This window comes from Asaia sp. A2 (assembly GCF_057319415.1).
On the sequence record NZ_JBXWTO010000001.1, the window covers coordinates 143,831 to 160,279 of the forward strand.

Sequence of the window (16,449 nt, forward strand, 5' to 3'; positions counted from 1 at the left end):
AAGCCCGGAATGCTCCGAAACCTGATCACCGTCGGTGGTTGGACCATGCTGTCCCGTATCCTTGGTCTGGTGCGTGACCAGCTTCTTGCAGCGTTTCTGGGTGCTGGCCCGGTGCAGGACGCCTATCAGATTGCCTTCAGGCTGCCGAACATGTTCAGGCGGCTTTTTGGCGAGGGCGCTTTCAACGCAGCCTTCGTGCCCCTCTTTACCGAACGTCTGACAGCGCACGGTCAGGAAGATGCCTCGCGCTTTGCCTCGCAGGCCCTGAGCTGCCTCAGCGCATGGTTGCTTGGTCTCACGATCCTGGGCGAAGTGTTCATGCCCTGGATCATCGAGATCATCGCGCCGGGTTTCAACCATGCCGGGGGCCGCTTCGAGATGGCGGTCACCCTCACACGCATCACCTTCCCCTATCTGATCCTGATCTGCACAGCTGCTCTGGTGGCGGGCGTGCTCAACGGGCTGCATCGCTTCTCCATGGCAGCCGGGGCCTATGTTTCCTTCAATATTGTGGGCATCGCCACTATCCTGCTGGGCGCGCTGGTGTTTCACGACACCGCCACCTGGACCGCCATCGGAATCACGGTTTCAGGATTCGTCCAGCTTGGCCTTTTGCTCTGGTCGGTCAGACGGGCCGGTGTACGATTGACCCTGCCGCGCCCCCGCCTGACGGGCGAGATGCGCGACATGCTGCGTCGGCTCTGGCCGGGGCTGGTTGGCTCTGGCGCCACACAGCTCAATCTGACCGTCGATACGCTGATTTCCACCCTGCTCCCTGCGGGATCGATCTCGTGGCTCTACTTTGCCGATCGCGTCAACCAGCTGCCACTGGGTGTTCTGGGGGCCGCCGCAGGGACGACGCTTTTGCCCGTCCTGACCCGTCATGCCGCCGAGCGCGACGCGGCAGGCGGACAGAAAACGCTCAATCAGGCCATTGATTATGCCTCTATCCTGACCTTTCCAGCCTGTTTCGGCCTGCTGGCCCTTGCACCTGAAATCATGGCGACGCTTTTCGGCTACGGAAAATTCACGACCGAAGACGCGCTTTCATCAGCGCAGTCGCTACGGGCTTATGCCCTTGGCCTGCCCGCTTTCATTCTGATCAAGGTGCTGTCACCCGGGTTTTTCGCTCATGGGGATACCCGCACGCCAGTGCGCATCGGATTTCTCACCCTTGCGCTCAATCTCGCGCTTAATCTTGCCCTCTATCGCCCGCTCACCCATGTCGGACCACCGCTGGCAAGTACGATTGCCGCTCTGGTCAATCTCGGCTTCCTTGCCGTCATCCTGCACAGGCGATCCGTATTCCGTCCGGATGCGGCTCTGGTTGGCCGCCTGCTGCGTGTCATCGCCGCATCCTTTCTCATGGCCCTTGTCACGGTCACACTGGCACGCCTCATCGCGCCGGGTCTGGTCATGTGGCATGGCCTCATGCGGGCGATGATGCTTGGCATTCTCATGGGGCTGGCTGGTGTGGTTTACCTCGCCGCGCTCTGGGCCTTCGGGGTTGCACAGCCTGACCGTCTGCTTCGCCGTGTGCTGCGCCGCGGTCGGACCCGCTAAGAAACAGCAATGCCCCAAACACAGGCCGGAGCATGATGGCACCCCTCGCATCGTCTCTCTCCGTGCCTGCGTAGTCGTCGCCGCGGCATGTCGGGGGCTTCCTGACTGCACAGTCAAGCGTTGCAAAATAATCATGGCTCCAAGGCGATTGCGTCTGGTGCCTTAACAGAGTGTTCACAGGACCGCGCTGTAACGTTAGAATTTGTGCGATGTGGCGCAACATACAGACCCGATATCCAGCATGACGACCCCCGCGATTACGGGTGCAATCCCCTCTGCCGAGGGGGCAACACCTGCCATGGCGCAGTGGTTTTCACTCAAGGCGCAGGAACCCGATGCGCTGCTGTTTTTCCGGATGGGCGATTTCTACGAACTTTTTTTCGCCGATGCCGAAACAGCGTCGATGGCGCTCGATATCAGCCTGACCACACGGGGCAAGCATAACGAAGAGCCGATCCCCATGTGTGGCGTCCCGGTTGCGGCCGCCCCGGCTTATCTTGCCCGCCTGATTCGTCGCGGCTTTCGTGTGGCTGTGGCGGAGCAGACCGAAGCCGCACGCAAGGCGGGTGACCCACCCCAGAAAGGCCCTCTGTCGCGGGCTATCGTGCGCCTTGTCACGGCAGGAACGCTGACCGAAGACGAATTGCTTGAGGCCGGTCGCCCCAACCTTCTCTTCGCCCTTTCCGCCCCCGCTCGCAAACCACGCGGCAGCGACGCGTGCGGCGCGGCGTGGATCGATATTTCCACCGGATCGTTTGAAACCACGACGCTGCCGCGTACCCAGATCGAGGAGTTGCTCGCCCGCCTCGACCCGTCGGAGATCCTTGCCGACCCGGCGCTTGTCCCGGAGTCCTTCGCGCTGCGCGTCGCCCCCAACATGGTTCCGCCTGGCATCGACTCAGCACGGACGCGCATGGCGCAGATTTTTGAAGTCCCTCAAATCAACATTCTGGGCGACTTCACCGACGAAGAGATCCGTGCAGGCGCCCTGGTGCTTGATTATGTGCGTCGCAGTCAGGCCGGCGCGATGCCCCGTATCGCCCGCCCCCTCAGACGGGATGATTCCGAAACGCTGGGGCTTGACCCTGCGACACGTGCCAGCCTCGATCTCGTACAGGCCAGAGACGGCACAACCACCCATACGCTTTTTTCAGCGGTGGATCGCTGTGTCAGCGCAGCCGGGCAACGTCTGCTCGCCCAGTGGATTGCAGCCCCCTCTACCGATCTGACGCTCATCCAGAGCCGCCAGGAAGGCTGGCGCTGGATTGGTGCCCAGCCGGGGCTGATGGAGGCGATAACGCCCATCCTGCGGCGCAGTCCCGACCTTGCCCGCGCCTTGGGCCGCCTCTCGGCGGGGCGCGGCCTGCCGCGTGATCTGGCTGCCACACGTGATTTGCTGCAAGCGGCTGACGCGCTCGTGGCGTTGCTCGAACCGGTTTGCGACGATGCAACACCTTCGCTCATCCGGGCGCTTTTCGCCGGGCTGTACGGCCGCGCCGATGCCCTGCTGGAGACGCTTGAAAAATCCTTGTCGGACTCCCTGCCCGCCCGTATCGAGGATGGCGGGGTCATCGCCACCGGCTACGATGCCGATCTTGATCGTTACCGTGGCCTGCGTGACGACAGCAAACGTACCCTTGCGGCATTGCAGCAAAGCTATGCCGAAAAATTCGGCGTTGCCACGCTCAAGATAAAACATCACGCGCAACTGGGTTACATCATCGAGACCTCGGCGCTACATGGGGCGAGGCTCCGGGATTGCCCCGAGCTTTCCTTCAGGCAGGGCACTGCCAATCTGGTGCGGTTCACCACAGAGGAACTGCTCGACCTCGACCGGGCTATTCTGGAGGCCGCCGACCGCGCCGGTGCGCTGGAGCGTCGCCTGTTTGCCGCGCTGGTTGCCGAAACTGTCTCCCATCCTGCCCTGCCCGAACTGGCTGAGCTTTTTGCTCTGGCCGATGTGCTGACTGGCAGTGCGCGTCTGGCCCAGGGTGGCACCTGGTGCAGTCCCGAGATGACACTGGATCAGAGCTTTGCGCTCAAGGCCTGCCGTCACCCTGTGGTTGAAGCTGCCCTGGACCGTGCCACGCGCTTTATCCCCAATGACTGCCACCTGCCGCCCGACCAGCGCGTGATGTTGCTGACCGGGCCCAACATGGCCGGCAAATCGACCTTCCTGCGCCAGACGGCCCTCACCGTTATCCTCGCCCAGGCCGGCCTGCCCGTTCCGGCGGAGAAAGCCCGTATCGGCATCGTCGATCGCCTATTCTCCCGCGTGGGCGCTGCTGATGACCTCGCGCGCGGACGCTCGACCTTCATGGTGGAAATGACCGAGACAGCCGCCATCCTGCGTCAGGCCGGGCCGCGCTCCCTTGTCGTGGTGGACGAGATCGGCCGTGGCACCTCTACGCTGGACGGGCTTGCCATCGCCTGGGCCACGCTTGAGGCGCTTCACTCGCAGCTCGGCTCACGCACCATCTTCGCCACGCATTTTCATGAGCTGTGCAGCCTGTCCGATTCGATGCCCCGGCTGACACCTTTCACCATGGCGGTGCGCGAATGGCAGGGCGAGGTGATTTTCCAGCATGAGGTGCGCAAGGGCTCGGCGCGCAGGAGCTGGGGGGTGCATGTAGCCCAGCTGGCCGGCGTTCCGCTACCGGTCGTGCAACGTGCCACGCGCCTGCTGGCAGCCCTTGAGCGCGATCAGGGACGCAGTGGGCCGCAACTCCCACTATTTGAGGCCGCCCCGCCTCCCCCTGTGGCGAAAGATCACCTGCGTGAAGCGCTGGAAACGATCGACCCCGACACCCTCTCGCCGCGCGACGCTCTGGAGGCCCTCTACGCGCTACGCAAACTTGCGCTTGAAACAAAGAACGATTTGACCTGAAGATAGCAAATTCAGGTATTCCTTAACGCCCCTGACCGACGGATCTTAATGCGCGAACCCATCTCCCTCCTTGAAACCGACATGCAGTCAGCCCTGACCACGGCCCTTGACCGTGTGCGTCAGCCGGATGGCTCTGTTTCACGCGAGGATGCCGTCAGCCTCTTCCGCCGTCATATCGGTCGTCATCACGGCGAGATCCGCAGGCTTTTCGAGGGGCGCCAGCTCAAGGGCATTGCTGCCGCGTCGACCCTGGCGCAGCTGATGGATGGGGCCATCGCGAGCCTTTTCGACCTGTCCCGCGCGGCGGCCAAGGCCCCGGCAGACGGCCTCAGCCTCTGCGCTACGGGTGGCTATGGCAGTGGCCTTCTTGCCCCCTATAGTGACATCGATCTGCTTTTTCTCACCGACGAGATCCCTGCGCCGGAAACGACAGCACAGATCGAATACATGCTGTATTTCCTGTGGGATCTGGGCGTTCGTGTGGGTCATGCCACGCGTTCCATTGAAGGCTGCCTTCAAGCAGCGACTGAAGATCTCACCATACGCACCACGCTTCTGGATGCGCGGCGGATCATCGGGGCAGAGCGGCTCTTTGCCGAACTCGGTGTGCGTTTCAGCCGAAGCGAAGCAAACGCCCTGTCTTTCATTCATGACAAGATCGACGAGCGTGAGAAACGTCATAAACGTTTTGGCGACAACCCCTATATGGTTGAGCCGAACATCAAGGAGGGACGCGGCGGCCTGCGTGACCTCCAGACCCTGAACTGGATGACGCGGGTCTTTCAGGACAGCAACACACCCAACCGCGCCCCGCTCCACCGCCCCCATGAACCCGTTTTCACGACACTTGGACTCCTGACCGAACAGGAAGCCAATCGCGCACGACGCGCCTGGAACTTCCTCTGGACCATCAGGCTGCATCTTCATTACATCGCCGGAAGGGCTGACGAGCGCCTGGCTTTCGATGTGCAACCTGTGATTGGCGGCCGCATGGGCTATGCCGGCCATGGCCGACAACAGGGCGTCGAGCGTTTCATGCGCCACTACTTCCTCACCACGCGTGAGGTGATGCGCCTGACCCGCATCCTCGAACCCAGCATCATGGAACGCCTGCAAGGCCCTGTGCGCGAAGCACCCTGTAGGGAAACGATCCTGACACCGGCGGAAGCCAGCCATTTCCGACTGATCAATGACCAGATCGCGCCCGCAGACGCGCAGTGCTTCGAGAACGATCCGCGCCTGATGGTCCGGATGCTCGATGCCGCATTCCAGGGCAATCTGGAGCTGCATCCGACTGCCATCCAGCAACTCATACGCAACGAACGCCGGATTGCCTCGCTGCGCGATGACCCGATGACCATGCGGGTGTTTCTGTCGCTTCTCATGAGCCCGACAGAAATGAACCGGGAACAGGCCCGCCCCAGCGGCGCAGACTGGCTCACCATTCTCAACGATACGGGGTTCCTTGGCGCGTTGCTGCCTGACTGGTCACGTATCGTCGGGCAGATGCAGTTTGACACCTATCATATCTACACGGTCGACGAGCATAACATCGAGGCCGTGCGTATGCTTGGCTGGATCGAAGCCGGGGCGATGGCGGACGAAATTCCGCTCGTCTACGATCTGGCTCGCGACATGCAGTCGCGTCGCGCCATGTATGTGGCCACGCTTTTGCATGACGTTGCCAAAGGGCGCGGTGGCGATCACTCAGTGCTTGGCGCAGAGGTGGCACAGCATGTCTGTCCGCAGCTCGGGCTGGATGCCGAAGAGACCGAGACGGTCTCATGGCTCATCCTGCATCACCTGCTTCTGAGCCAGACGGCCTTCCGCCGCGATATAGACGACCCGCGCACCATTCTCGATCTCGCTGACATCATCCAGTCTCCAGAGCGCCTCCGCCTGCTGCTGTTGCTCACGATTGCCGATATGCGTGCTGTCAGCCCGAATGTGTGGAATGCCTGGAAGGCAACGCTGCTGCGCGAGCTTTACAGCCGTGTTGCCGAGGTTCTTGAAGGCGGCCTTGCCGCAACCGAGCGCGATGAGCGCGTGAGCCACGCCAAGGAACTTGTGCGTGACGGGTTGCTGCAACAGGGAGTTGCCTCAGAACAGGTCGAGCATTTTCTGACGCTGGGTTATGCCGGATACTGGCTCGGTTTCGATGCTGACACCCATATCCGCCATGCAAGGCTGGTCCTGGATTCCGAGACTCATCTGGCCCCCCTGACAATCGAAGCCACGCCGATCCCACAACGCGACGTGACCGAAATCACGATATTCAGCGCTGACCACTCGGGCCTTTTCTCGCAGATCGCTGGCGGTCTGGCCGTTGCCGGGGCGTCGATTGTCGATGCCCGCATCCATACTCTGAGCGACGGCATGGCACTGGATACATTCTGGATTCAGGACAGCAATGGCCGCGCCTTTGACACACCGCTCCAGCTGGCCCGACTCAACAGTCTGATCGAGCAGGCGCTTTCAAGCCGTCTCGCCATAGGCGCTGAACTCGACCGCGTCGCCGACCAAAGGGCCACTCGGCGCACAAGGGCCATTCATGTGCCGTCCCGTGTCGTGATCGACAACCGCGCGTCGGAACGTCACACGATCATCGAAATCAACGGGCGCGACCGCCCCGGACTGCTTTACGATATCACCCGTACCATCAGTGAACAGTCACTGCAGATTTCCTCAGCGCATATCACGACCTATGGCATGAGGGCAGTCGACGTTTTCTATGTGCGCGACCTGGTAGGGACAAAAGTCACCTCCGAGACGCGCATGGCGGAAATCCGCACAGCCCTGCTGGCTACGATGAACCACGACGACACAACGCGGCCTGTCAGCCCGGTGGCTGCCTGAGCAATTGGGCCCGCCCCTGCCACCCACATGACGGGTACAGGGAAAGGTCTTCTCAAACCTGCCTGTCGCGCAGGGCCTGCGCAATGCGTGTGATCACCGCGGGCCACGCCTCAGCAGGCGGTGCGTGATCGGAAGGGCGGAATACCCGTGTTCTGGCGTACCAGTCAGGCCCCTGCCAGCGCCAGTCTCCCCCGACGCGGTCGAGAAGCCAGAGCTCCATGCCCGCCGATCCCGCCACATGGGCCAGCAGACTATCCACGCCGATGATCAGCTCGCATCGGGCCATTTCCCTTGCCGTGTCGAGCAATGTGGGACCAACGCCCTGCGCCATGCCAAATGACGGGGCCGCCGCATGCTCCCCCGAGGTCTGGAAGCTGACGAACTCATAACCGGGCACAGCAACCAGCGGTGCGAGCATCGAAACAGGCAGGGAACGACGCGCATTGAAGCGATAGGTCGGACTCCCGGCATGGAAAATTCCCACGCGGCCTGCCCCAGGCGTAACCCCGAGATCGAGGATCGGCTTTGCGTCGATGTACTCTACACCCAGCACATAAGGAAGGCTCAGCATCGGGCAAAAGAGCGTTGCCTCGCCATCAAGAACGACACGACCTGAACGAAGGAGCGGCGTCAGGGATGGCATGGCGCGAAGAAGCCCCTGAAGCGGTGCCGGTATTGACAGAAGGAGCGGCGCCCGCTCAGCCGCCCGGAGCACAAAGCGCAAGAACTGCAACACGTCTCCCAATCCCTGCTCGGCCTGGACGCAAACGCGTTGTGCGGTTTCCTCACCCGACCAGCGCGGCAGATCGGACGGTAGCGGCGTGAGAGCGAGCCTGTGCTCGAAATTTGCCCAACCCTGCGCGTAATCGCCACGGGCCAGCTGAAGTACGCCCAGGTTGAACCGTGCACGATGAAAGGCCAGAGTCCCCGCAGCATCATTGACTGCCGTGCCCGTCGGAGCCGGCTGGGGCACGGCGCAGAAAGCCTGTTCGGCTTGACGCTGCCTGCCGGTCTCGGCAAGAAGTGTCGCATGGTTCCCCTTGATACCTTCATCATCAGGGGCAAGGCAGAGCGCCTGCGTAAACAGGCTCTCTGCCTGAGCGAAGGCACCGAGCGCATGATAGACGAGGCCCAGATTATTGAGCGTCTGCGCGCTTGGCACATCGAGCGATAATGCTGTTTGCAGGGCAGTCAAAGCCTCGCTCATGGCACCTGCCTCGAAACACGCTGCGCCAAGATTGGCATAGGCTGCCGCCTGTGCCTGCCGCAGAGTCTTGTCAGCGTCTCTGGCATGGCCTGCATTGCTGTCGTAGCCAGCACCGACGGACAACCGGGCGATCAGCGCCTTGAACGTCTCGGATGCCGTCACGAAGTCGCGCTGCGCCATCAGGAAGGCGCCGCGGCGAGCGAGCAACGACGCCGGGTCGGCAGAGAGCGCGAGTGCCTCACGGAATTCACGTTCAGCCTCGTCACCCTGTCCGCTGCGATGCAGTAGTTCGGCGAGAAACGCCTTGCCCCTGAAATCGCGCGGCTCAAGCAGAAGCGCCACGCGACAGGCCGAGACCGCTTCTCGCAGGTGTCCGGCCTCATCCAGCGCCGCAGCAAGCGTGATGTGAAAGCGCGATTTCTCGCGGTCATTCTTTTCCAGCTGAAGGGCCTGCGCGGCTGAGGCAATGGCCACGCGGGGCTGCCCCAGGGCACGCGCCACGCAGGCCAGCCCATGCCACGCCCCCGCACACTCGACATCGACCGCGAGTATCTCGCGGAAGATGGCCTCCGCCTGCACGGTCTCCCCACCTGCGAGAAGGGCAAGACCCGTATCAATCCGTGAGGCGTGAGCCCTTGAGCGCATATCTGACATGATATTGATCATGAAACGTCTCGGCGCCTGTTACAACTGCGGGAAGCGCTTCATTCAACCTGGGATTACAGGACAAGCCCGAAGCGCGGCCCGATCCATGTCACTGCGAGATAAAGTACGATCGTCAGCAGGCAACCGGCACCGAGTGCGGGCCAGAACCCGACCCCGTGCCGAAGCAGCGCCGGGATAAGAAGGAACATGGGCAAGGAGGGCAGAACGTACCAGAACGTCGCCTCCGCATGATCGGCCATGTTGGCCGCGTCGGGCCTGTCACGCCATAGCCAGATCATGCCCAGCACGGATACCAGCGGCAGTGAGGCAATCAGCGCGCCGAAACCGGGAAAGCGGCGCGCTACAGTCGAAGCGCAGGCAATCAACACACCCGACAGGGCTGATCTGACAAACAGGGCAAGCACGAACCGTTCCTCCCACGCTTGATGGGGTGCCCCCAATCCGCAGCATATCTTCTGGCCCTTTGGCGCAGCCGCCATTCCGATGGCTGTAAAATGCTGCTCTTGCAACAGATGGTTTTGCAAGGGGGCCGATTGGTCCTAAAAGGAGACATGGTCGCCTTCACACGCTTTCTGCCCAGCTGCCTCCTGCCGCCGCGCCACCCGCTCAGGTTCCGTTTCCGAGTGATCTCGGCCGTTGCCGGCGTTACCTTGCTTGCCCATGCGGCACCGGCGCGAGCGTCTCACGAGCGCCCCTGGGTTGCCGATACCCAAGGCGCGCGTGTGGTTGCGACAATCGATCTTCCCGAGACACGCCGCTGGAAACAGGCGCTCCCCCTCAAGAACAACCAGACCGTCCTGCTGTGCGACGCAACGGAACAAGGTGCCGGGTCCGGAAATAGCTGCCTGATGAGTCTGAGCGCAGATCAGACCTCAAAGCCCGTTGCGTCACCCCTGATGCTCGTCTGGCCGGATGGCGGCGCAGATCCTCAGGGCAACGCGGCTCTCTCGCCCGTTGCCCTCGCTTATGGCACTGACGGCACGCTGTGGTTGCTCGACGGGGGCGCAGACAAGACCGCACCACGCCTGATCCGCTTTGACCCGACATCAGGGCGGGTCCTCCAGACGCAGGAGATCCCCACCGAAGGATACACGCCCCAATCCCGCTTCACGGCATTCGCCGTTCATGGCGACATGGCCTATCTGGCTGATGAAGGCGGCATTGCCCTGACCGTGCTTGACTTCAGACGTCATGCGGCCACGCGGTTTTTCGCCGGCTACCCCACAGCACGCGGGCATGTGCCCCTGACCATCGATGGCCACGCCGTACCGGGCAAGGACGGCCATCCCCTCACACGCGACCTCGCCTATCTGGCGCTCGAAACCGACGGTCAATGGCTGTACGAGCTGGCCCCTACCGGGCCGATCTACCGCCTCTCCGCCGATCTGCTGAATGATCCTTCCGTGACCCCGTCCGAACTCATGGAAGGGGTCACGCAGTGGCGTGGCACGCCCACCGTCAGCGGAATAACGATTGATGACAAGGCCACGCTCTATCTGACCGATATCAGCGAGGGACGCGTTCTGAGTTTCGACACCGCACGGCACCCCCATATTCTTCTGTCATCGCATGAACTGGTCGGGGCCGGTATGCCGCAATGGGTACCGGGCGATGCCGGGCACGGCACCGCGGGCGCGGGGGAGCTTTACATTCCGGTCGGATCCAGGCTGTTGCGCATTGCCCTGCCCTGAAATACGCGCCATTTCTTTTCTTCTGATCTTTTTCGTCTTTTTCTCGCCCCCGGTTTTCCAGCCACGCAATCATGAAGGCCATCATGCAGTACCGTTCCACCCGCGGCGATGCGCGCGCGCGCTCCTTTTCAGACATTCTGCTCGCCGGTCTGGCGGAGGATGGTGGGCTGTACATGCCGGAAACCTGGCCCCGCTTCACGGCAGACGAATGGCGCGCCATGCGCAGCCTCTCCTACCCCGATCTGGCCGCGAAGATCCTCTCGGTCTTTGCTGCGGGCAGCATAGATTTGCCTACGTTGCAGAAGCTTTGCGCAAAGGCCTATGCCGGTTTTTCGCATGCCGCCATCGCGCCACTGGTAGAGGTGGAGAACGGGCTGTTCTCGATGGAGCTGTTCCACGGCCCCACCCTCGCCTTCAAGGACATGGCCATGCAGCTGCTTGGCCAGCTTTTCGAGCATGTCCTGACCGAGCGCAACCAGCGCGTGACGATCGTGGGCGCCACGTCGGGCGATACCGGTTCTGCGGCCATCGAGGCTTTCCGTGGTAGCCCGCATCTCTCGGTTGCGATCCTTCATCCGATGGGCCGCACATCGGATGTGCAGCGCCGCCAGATGACGACTGTTCACGATGACAACATCCTGAACATCGCCGTCGAGGGGACATTTGATGATTGTCAGGATCTGGTGAAGGCCATGTTTGCCGATACCAGCTTTCGTGATGAGATCGGCCTTTCTGCGGTCAACTCGATCAACTGGGCACGCATTGCCGCACAGATCCCGTATTACGTGCGCGCTGCCCTCATGATGGGAGCGCCTGATCGCGAAGTCTCATTTGCCGTCCCGACGGGCAATTTCGGGAATGTGCTCGCAGCCTGGGCGGCCAGCCAGATGGGGCTGCCAATCCGCCGTCTGTGCATTGGCTCGAACCGCAACGACATCCTCACCCGCTTCCTGACCAGCAACGACATGAGCATGCGCGCCGTAGAGCCAAGCCTGTCGCCCTCGATGGATATCCAGATTTCATCCAATTTCGAGCGCCTGTTGTTCGAGCTGCTCGATCGCGATCCGGTTGCCTGCCGGGAAACCATGCAGAATTTCCGCCAGACAGGCCGCATGAGCGTTGATCCTGCCGTATGGAACCGTGCGCGTGAACGCTTTGGCGCTCTCATGCTCGATGACGAAGCGACGCTGGGCGAGATGAAGGCGCTGTGGGACAATTCGCTCTATCTGGCCGACCCGCACAGCGCCATCGGACTGGCTGCTGGCCGGCAGGAGCAGGAACCGGGAATTCCGATGATCGTGGCCGCCACAGCCCATCCAGCCAAGTTCCCCGATGCAGTGCGCAAGGCCACGGGTATCGACCCGGCGCTACCGCCGCATCTCGCGGATCTGTTTGCCCGTGAAGAGCGTTACGAGACTCAGCCCAATGAGCTCAACCTCGTTGAGGATGCCGTGAGGCGTCATCTGGCCGGTCACGTTCACGCCGCCTGATATCCGGGCTGGCGTCAGACACGCCCTGGCACGATCATCCAACGCGGGGGGCTAGGATTTTGCCCCCCGCGACGCCATCTCCTTTCACAGACCCCGTTTTCCTTCGATTTCAGGACCATCACCACTCGATGACCGATCCGATTACCGTCACCACCCTTCCCAATGGCCTCACTGTCGTAACCGAGAGGATGGAGCGTGTCGAAACCGTGTCCTTCGGGGCCTATGTTGCCACCGGCACGCGCAACGAAAGCGCAGAGGAAAACGGAGTTTCGCATTTTCTGGAGCATATGGCCTTCAAGGGCACGCAGCGCCGTAGCGCCGCACGTATTGCCGAAGAGATCGAGAATGTGGGGGGGCATATCAACGCCTACACGGCCCGCGAGCAGACGGCCTATTACGTCAAGCTTCTGAAGGAAGACCTCCCGCTCGGTATCGACATCATTGGTGATATCCTTACCCACAGCACGTTTCTCGATCAGGAAGTCGAGCGCGAGCGTGGTGTGATCCTGCAGGAAATCGGTCAGGCCAACGATACGCCTGACGACATCATCTTCGACCATTTTCAGGAAACGGCTTTCCGCGATCAGCCTATGGGGCGTCCGACCCTGGGCACCGAGGGGCTTATTGCCTCGATGAAGCGCGAGACCATGATGCGCTACATGCAGACGCATTATACAACGCGTAACATGGTCATCGCCGCAGCTGGCAATTTGCAGCATGATGCCGTGCTGGAGATGGTGCAGGAACATTTTCGCGATTTGCCCGACCATCAGCCGCCCTCACGTGAGGGGTGCACCTATCTCGGTGGCGAGCATCGCGAGAAGCGCGAGCTCGATCAGGCACATATCGTGTTGGGCTTTCCCTCGGTCAGCTATAATGACCCGGCCTATCATGCGACCATGCTGCTCTCGACCGTCCTTGGCGGGGGCATGTCTTCGCGTCTGTTCCAGGAAATCCGCGAAAAGCGCGGCCTCGTCTACTCGGTCTATTCCTTCGCCCTGCCCTTCCTCGATAGCGGGCTTTTCGGCATCTATGCCGGAACGGGCGAGCAGGAGGCGGCAGAGCTTGTGCCGGTCCTGCTGGACGAGTTGCGCCGTATCGGCGATGGCATCAGTCCGGAGGAAATCGCCCGTGCCCGTGCACAGGTCAAATCCTCGCTTCTGATGTCGCTGGAAAGCACGGGCAGCCGCTGTGAGCAGATTGCCCGCCAGATGCAGCTTTTCGGGCGGATTATCGACACAAGCGAGACCGTGGCAAAAATCGATTCTGTGGATGAAGGGGCCATGATCCGCGCCGCCGAGACACTGTTTCGTGCCCGCCCCACGCTCGCAACCATTGGCCCGGTGGGGGCCATTCCGTCATTTGAGGCCATCAGCCAGAGGCTTGTTGCATGAGCAAGGACCAGGAGCGTCTTTCAGACCTGATCGAAGCCGCAAAGCGCGCCGGAGCCGATCGGGCCGATGCGCTCATGGTGGCCTCGCGTTCGGTTTCGGCCATGTGCCGTCAGGGCGTACCGGAAGGGCTGGAGCACTCCGAAACCCTCGCGCTTGGCTTGCGGGTGTTCGTTGGTAAACGCGCGGCCAGTGTTTCGGCCACGGCACTCGACCCGTGCCGTTTCGAGGCGCTTGCCCAGCAGGCCGTTGCCATGGCGCATGTCGTACCTGAGGATGCCTGGGCCGGTGCAGTCGATCCCGACCGGCAGGGCGTGTACGACATCGCGGCGCTCGATATGGTCGATCCGACCGAAGCCCCGAGCCTCGATGCCTTGCTGGCCCGGGCGCGCGAGGCCGAGGAAATCGCCCTCGGCATCAAGGGGATCACCAATAGCAATGGCGCCTCTGCAGGCTATAGCCGTGTCGAGATCACCTTGGCTGAAAGCAGCGGTTTCAGCGGCGCTTATGCCCAGACCAGCCATAGCAACGGCATCAGCGTGCTCGCCGGTGACGGACCAAGCATGCAGCGTGACTATGCCGGACATAGCACGCGCCATCTGACCGATCTCGATAGCCCTGCGCTACTTGGGCGCGAGGCGGCCGACCGGGCTCTTGCGCGCATGAACCCGGTCAAGCCGCGCACCGGGTCCTTCCCGGTGGTGTTCGACCCACGTGTCTCGTCCAGCCTGCTCGGCCATCTGGCGGGTGCCATCAATGGCTCTGCCATTGCTCGTGGGACTTCGTTTCTGTCCGGCCACAAGGGCAAGCGTATCCTGCCGGAAGCCCTCAGCGTCATCGATGACCCGACGCGTCCCCGCGGCCTGCGCTCAAAGCCTTTCGATGCCGAGGGCCTGCTTCCCAGCCCCCTCGCTTTCATCGAAAACGGTGTGCTTACGGACTGGATTCTGGATGGTCGCTCGTCGCGCCAGCTTGGTCTGGTCAATAACGGTCGCGCCTCGCGTGGCGTAGGTGGTCCCCCCTCTCCGGCAGTCGGCAATTTCTACCTGACGGGCGGCACGGGGTCACGCGCTGCGCTGATGGAGGACATTGTCGAGGGCATCTATGTGACCGAGATGATGGGGTCTTCCATCAACGGCCTGACCGGCGATTACAGCCGTGGTGCGTCGGGTTTCATGATTCGTCATGGTCAGCTTGCGGAACCTGTCGCCGAGTTGACCATTGCAGGTAATCTCATCGAGATGTTCGCGGCCCTGCGTGCCGCCGATGATCTCGTCTTCCGCCACGGTGTCGATGCCCCGACACTGAGGATCGACGCCATGAGCGTTGCTGGAAGCCAGTAAGGAGTTCTCATGTCACGCCGCCTGTTCCGCGCCTCTCTTCTGCTTCTTGCCCTTGCCCCGCTTCTGGCCGCCCCGGCCGATGCGCGCCCCGGTGGCGGTCGCTCCATGGGAAGCCGGGGAAGCCGCACCTATTCTCCTCCGCCCATGACCCAGACCGCGCCCTATCAGGCCCGGCCCATGGAACGAAGCTATGCCCCCTCATCCCCGTCACCGGGCTATAGCAACCCGATGCAGCGCCCGATGGGCCAGCCTTACGGCTTAGCACAACGCCGCCCCTTCATGACCGGCTTCGTTGGCGGCCTGCTCGGTGCTGGCCTGTTCGGCATGCTGTCTGGCCACGGATTTCTTGGCGGGGTTGGCGGGGGACTCTCCTTCCTCGGCCTGCTGTTCCAGATTGCGCTGTTTGGGTTCATTATCGTGATGGTGCTGCGCTGGCTCGGCAATCGTCGCCAGGGCGGGGCCAGCGCCCCTCAGAGCCCCGGCTTTTCGGGCGGTGCCGGGACGCCGGCCGTGACGCTGAACAACAGCGATTACCAGAATTTCCAGCGCCTCCTGCTCGATATCCAGGCAGCGTGGAGTGCCCAGAACATGCGGGCGCTCTCCAGCATGGCCACACCGGAAATGGTGTCGTATTTCAATGAGCAGCTAGCCGATTATGCCAGCCGTGGTGCACGCAATATCGTATCGGACGTGCAGTTCATGCGTGGCGATCTCTCGGAAGCCTGGCGTGAGGGCAATCTGACCTATGCCACCGTCGCCATGCAGTATTCGCTGTATGACGTCACGACCGATCAGCTTGGCAACGTCATTGATGGCAGCAAGACCGAGCGTCAGGTGGTGACAGAACTCTGGACCTTCGTGCGGGCCGATGGACGCGGCAACTGGGTGCTTTCAGCCATCCAGCAGGTTGGCTGAAACGACGGTTGGGACTGGGTCAGTGCCGGACCAAGTCGGGTAATCGCTGACCCGGGAGAATGGGTAACTCCTAGCCGCCTCCCACCGCCTTCAGAACAGAAAGCCGGAGCCCCTGAGGGCTTCGGCTTTTATGTATGGAGAAGTCACCGAAGGTGTCTTCTTCGGATGGGATACGCCCTGAACGGTCGACTGCTCTGTCCCGACATTGACGGGCCTGAACCAGCCCCTTGAGGCAAGGGAGCCTTATCGACTGGATTGTCAGGGCATCGACGATGATCCGTACTGGTTATGTAAGTCCCACTTGTCTGTGTTTAGCATCCCGACCCGATGGCCATCGAACACATCTTTTCATGGGACAGCCATTCCTTTCAGGTGCCAGATCGTCGTAGGTCGCATCAGCTGATCGTTATCACGACGTAAGGCCGCGCTCACCGTCACGG

The 16,449-nt window shown here is 62.0% G+C and carries 10 protein-coding genes; 8 read left to right on the top strand and 2 right to left on the bottom strand.

Annotated features, from left to right (window positions below; genetic code table 11):
• Window positions 1-9 precede the first annotated feature (9 nt).
• From murJ to ACWNRM_RS00715, 3 genes are all read left to right on the top strand, one after another.
• Entirely contained in the window at window positions 10-1,563 is a 1,554-nt protein-coding gene (gene murJ / locus ACWNRM_RS00705; protein WP_485169040.1) for a murein biosynthesis integral membrane protein MurJ, read from the top strand.
• 241 nt (window positions 1,564-1,804) lie between these two features.
• Complete coding sequence (mutS, locus tag ACWNRM_RS00710) at window positions 1,805-4,450, top strand: DNA mismatch repair protein MutS (protein ID WP_485169041.1); 2,646 nt, start codon at window positions 1,805-1,807, stop codon at window positions 4,448-4,450.
• Window positions 4,451-4,498: 48 nt separating this feature from the next.
• Window positions 4,499-7,306, top strand: coding sequence for a [protein-PII] uridylyltransferase (locus tag ACWNRM_RS00715; protein ID WP_485169042.1), 2,808 nt, complete (start codon window positions 4,499-4,501; stop codon window positions 7,304-7,306).
• Between the two features lie 52 nt (window positions 7,307-7,358).
• Here the strand turns inward: ACWNRM_RS00715 and ACWNRM_RS00720 are convergent, their stop codons facing one another.
• On the bottom strand, window positions 7,359-9,167 hold the full coding sequence (locus ACWNRM_RS00720) for a tetratricopeptide repeat protein (RefSeq protein ID WP_485169043.1): 1,809 nt from the start codon (window positions 9,165-9,167) through the stop codon (window positions 7,359-7,361).
• A gap of 65 nt (window positions 9,168-9,232) precedes the next feature.
• Complete coding sequence (locus ACWNRM_RS00725; protein WP_166928174.1) at window positions 9,233-9,583, bottom strand: DUF3147 family protein; 351 nt, start codon at window positions 9,581-9,583, stop codon at window positions 9,233-9,235.
• A gap of 147 nt (window positions 9,584-9,730) precedes the next feature.
• Between ACWNRM_RS00725 and ACWNRM_RS00730 the strand changes: the two genes are divergently transcribed.
• From ACWNRM_RS00730 to ACWNRM_RS00750, 5 genes are all read left to right on the top strand, one after another.
• Window positions 9,731-10,870: an L-dopachrome tautomerase-related protein gene (locus ACWNRM_RS00730; RefSeq protein ID WP_485169044.1), complete on the top strand. Its 1,140-nt coding sequence runs from the start codon at window positions 9,731-9,733 to the stop codon at window positions 10,868-10,870.
• A gap of 83 nt (window positions 10,871-10,953) precedes the next feature.
• Window positions 10,954-12,360, top strand: a complete 1,407-nt coding sequence (gene thrC / locus ACWNRM_RS00735) for a threonine synthase (RefSeq protein WP_485169045.1) — start codon at window positions 10,954-10,956, stop codon at window positions 12,358-12,360.
• Window positions 12,361-12,488: 128 nt separating this feature from the next.
• Window positions 12,489-13,754 (top strand): M16 family metallopeptidase, encoded by a 1,266-nt coding sequence (locus tag ACWNRM_RS00740; RefSeq protein ID WP_309680653.1) that lies wholly within the window; start codon window positions 12,489-12,491, stop codon window positions 13,752-13,754.
• Window positions 13,751-15,094, top strand: coding sequence for a TldD/PmbA family protein (locus tag ACWNRM_RS00745; RefSeq protein ID WP_485169046.1), 1,344 nt, complete (start codon window positions 13,751-13,753; stop codon window positions 15,092-15,094). Before ACWNRM_RS00740 ends, ACWNRM_RS00745 begins: the two co-directional genes overlap by 4 nt.
• 9 nt (window positions 15,095-15,103) lie before the next feature.
• The gene (locus tag ACWNRM_RS00750; protein ID WP_485169047.1) at window positions 15,104-16,009 is read left to right on the top strand and encodes a Tim44 domain-containing protein; all 906 of its coding nucleotides are present in this window, start codon (window positions 15,104-15,106) and stop codon (window positions 16,007-16,009) included.
• The last annotated feature ends 440 nt before the right edge of the window (window positions 16,010-16,449 follow it).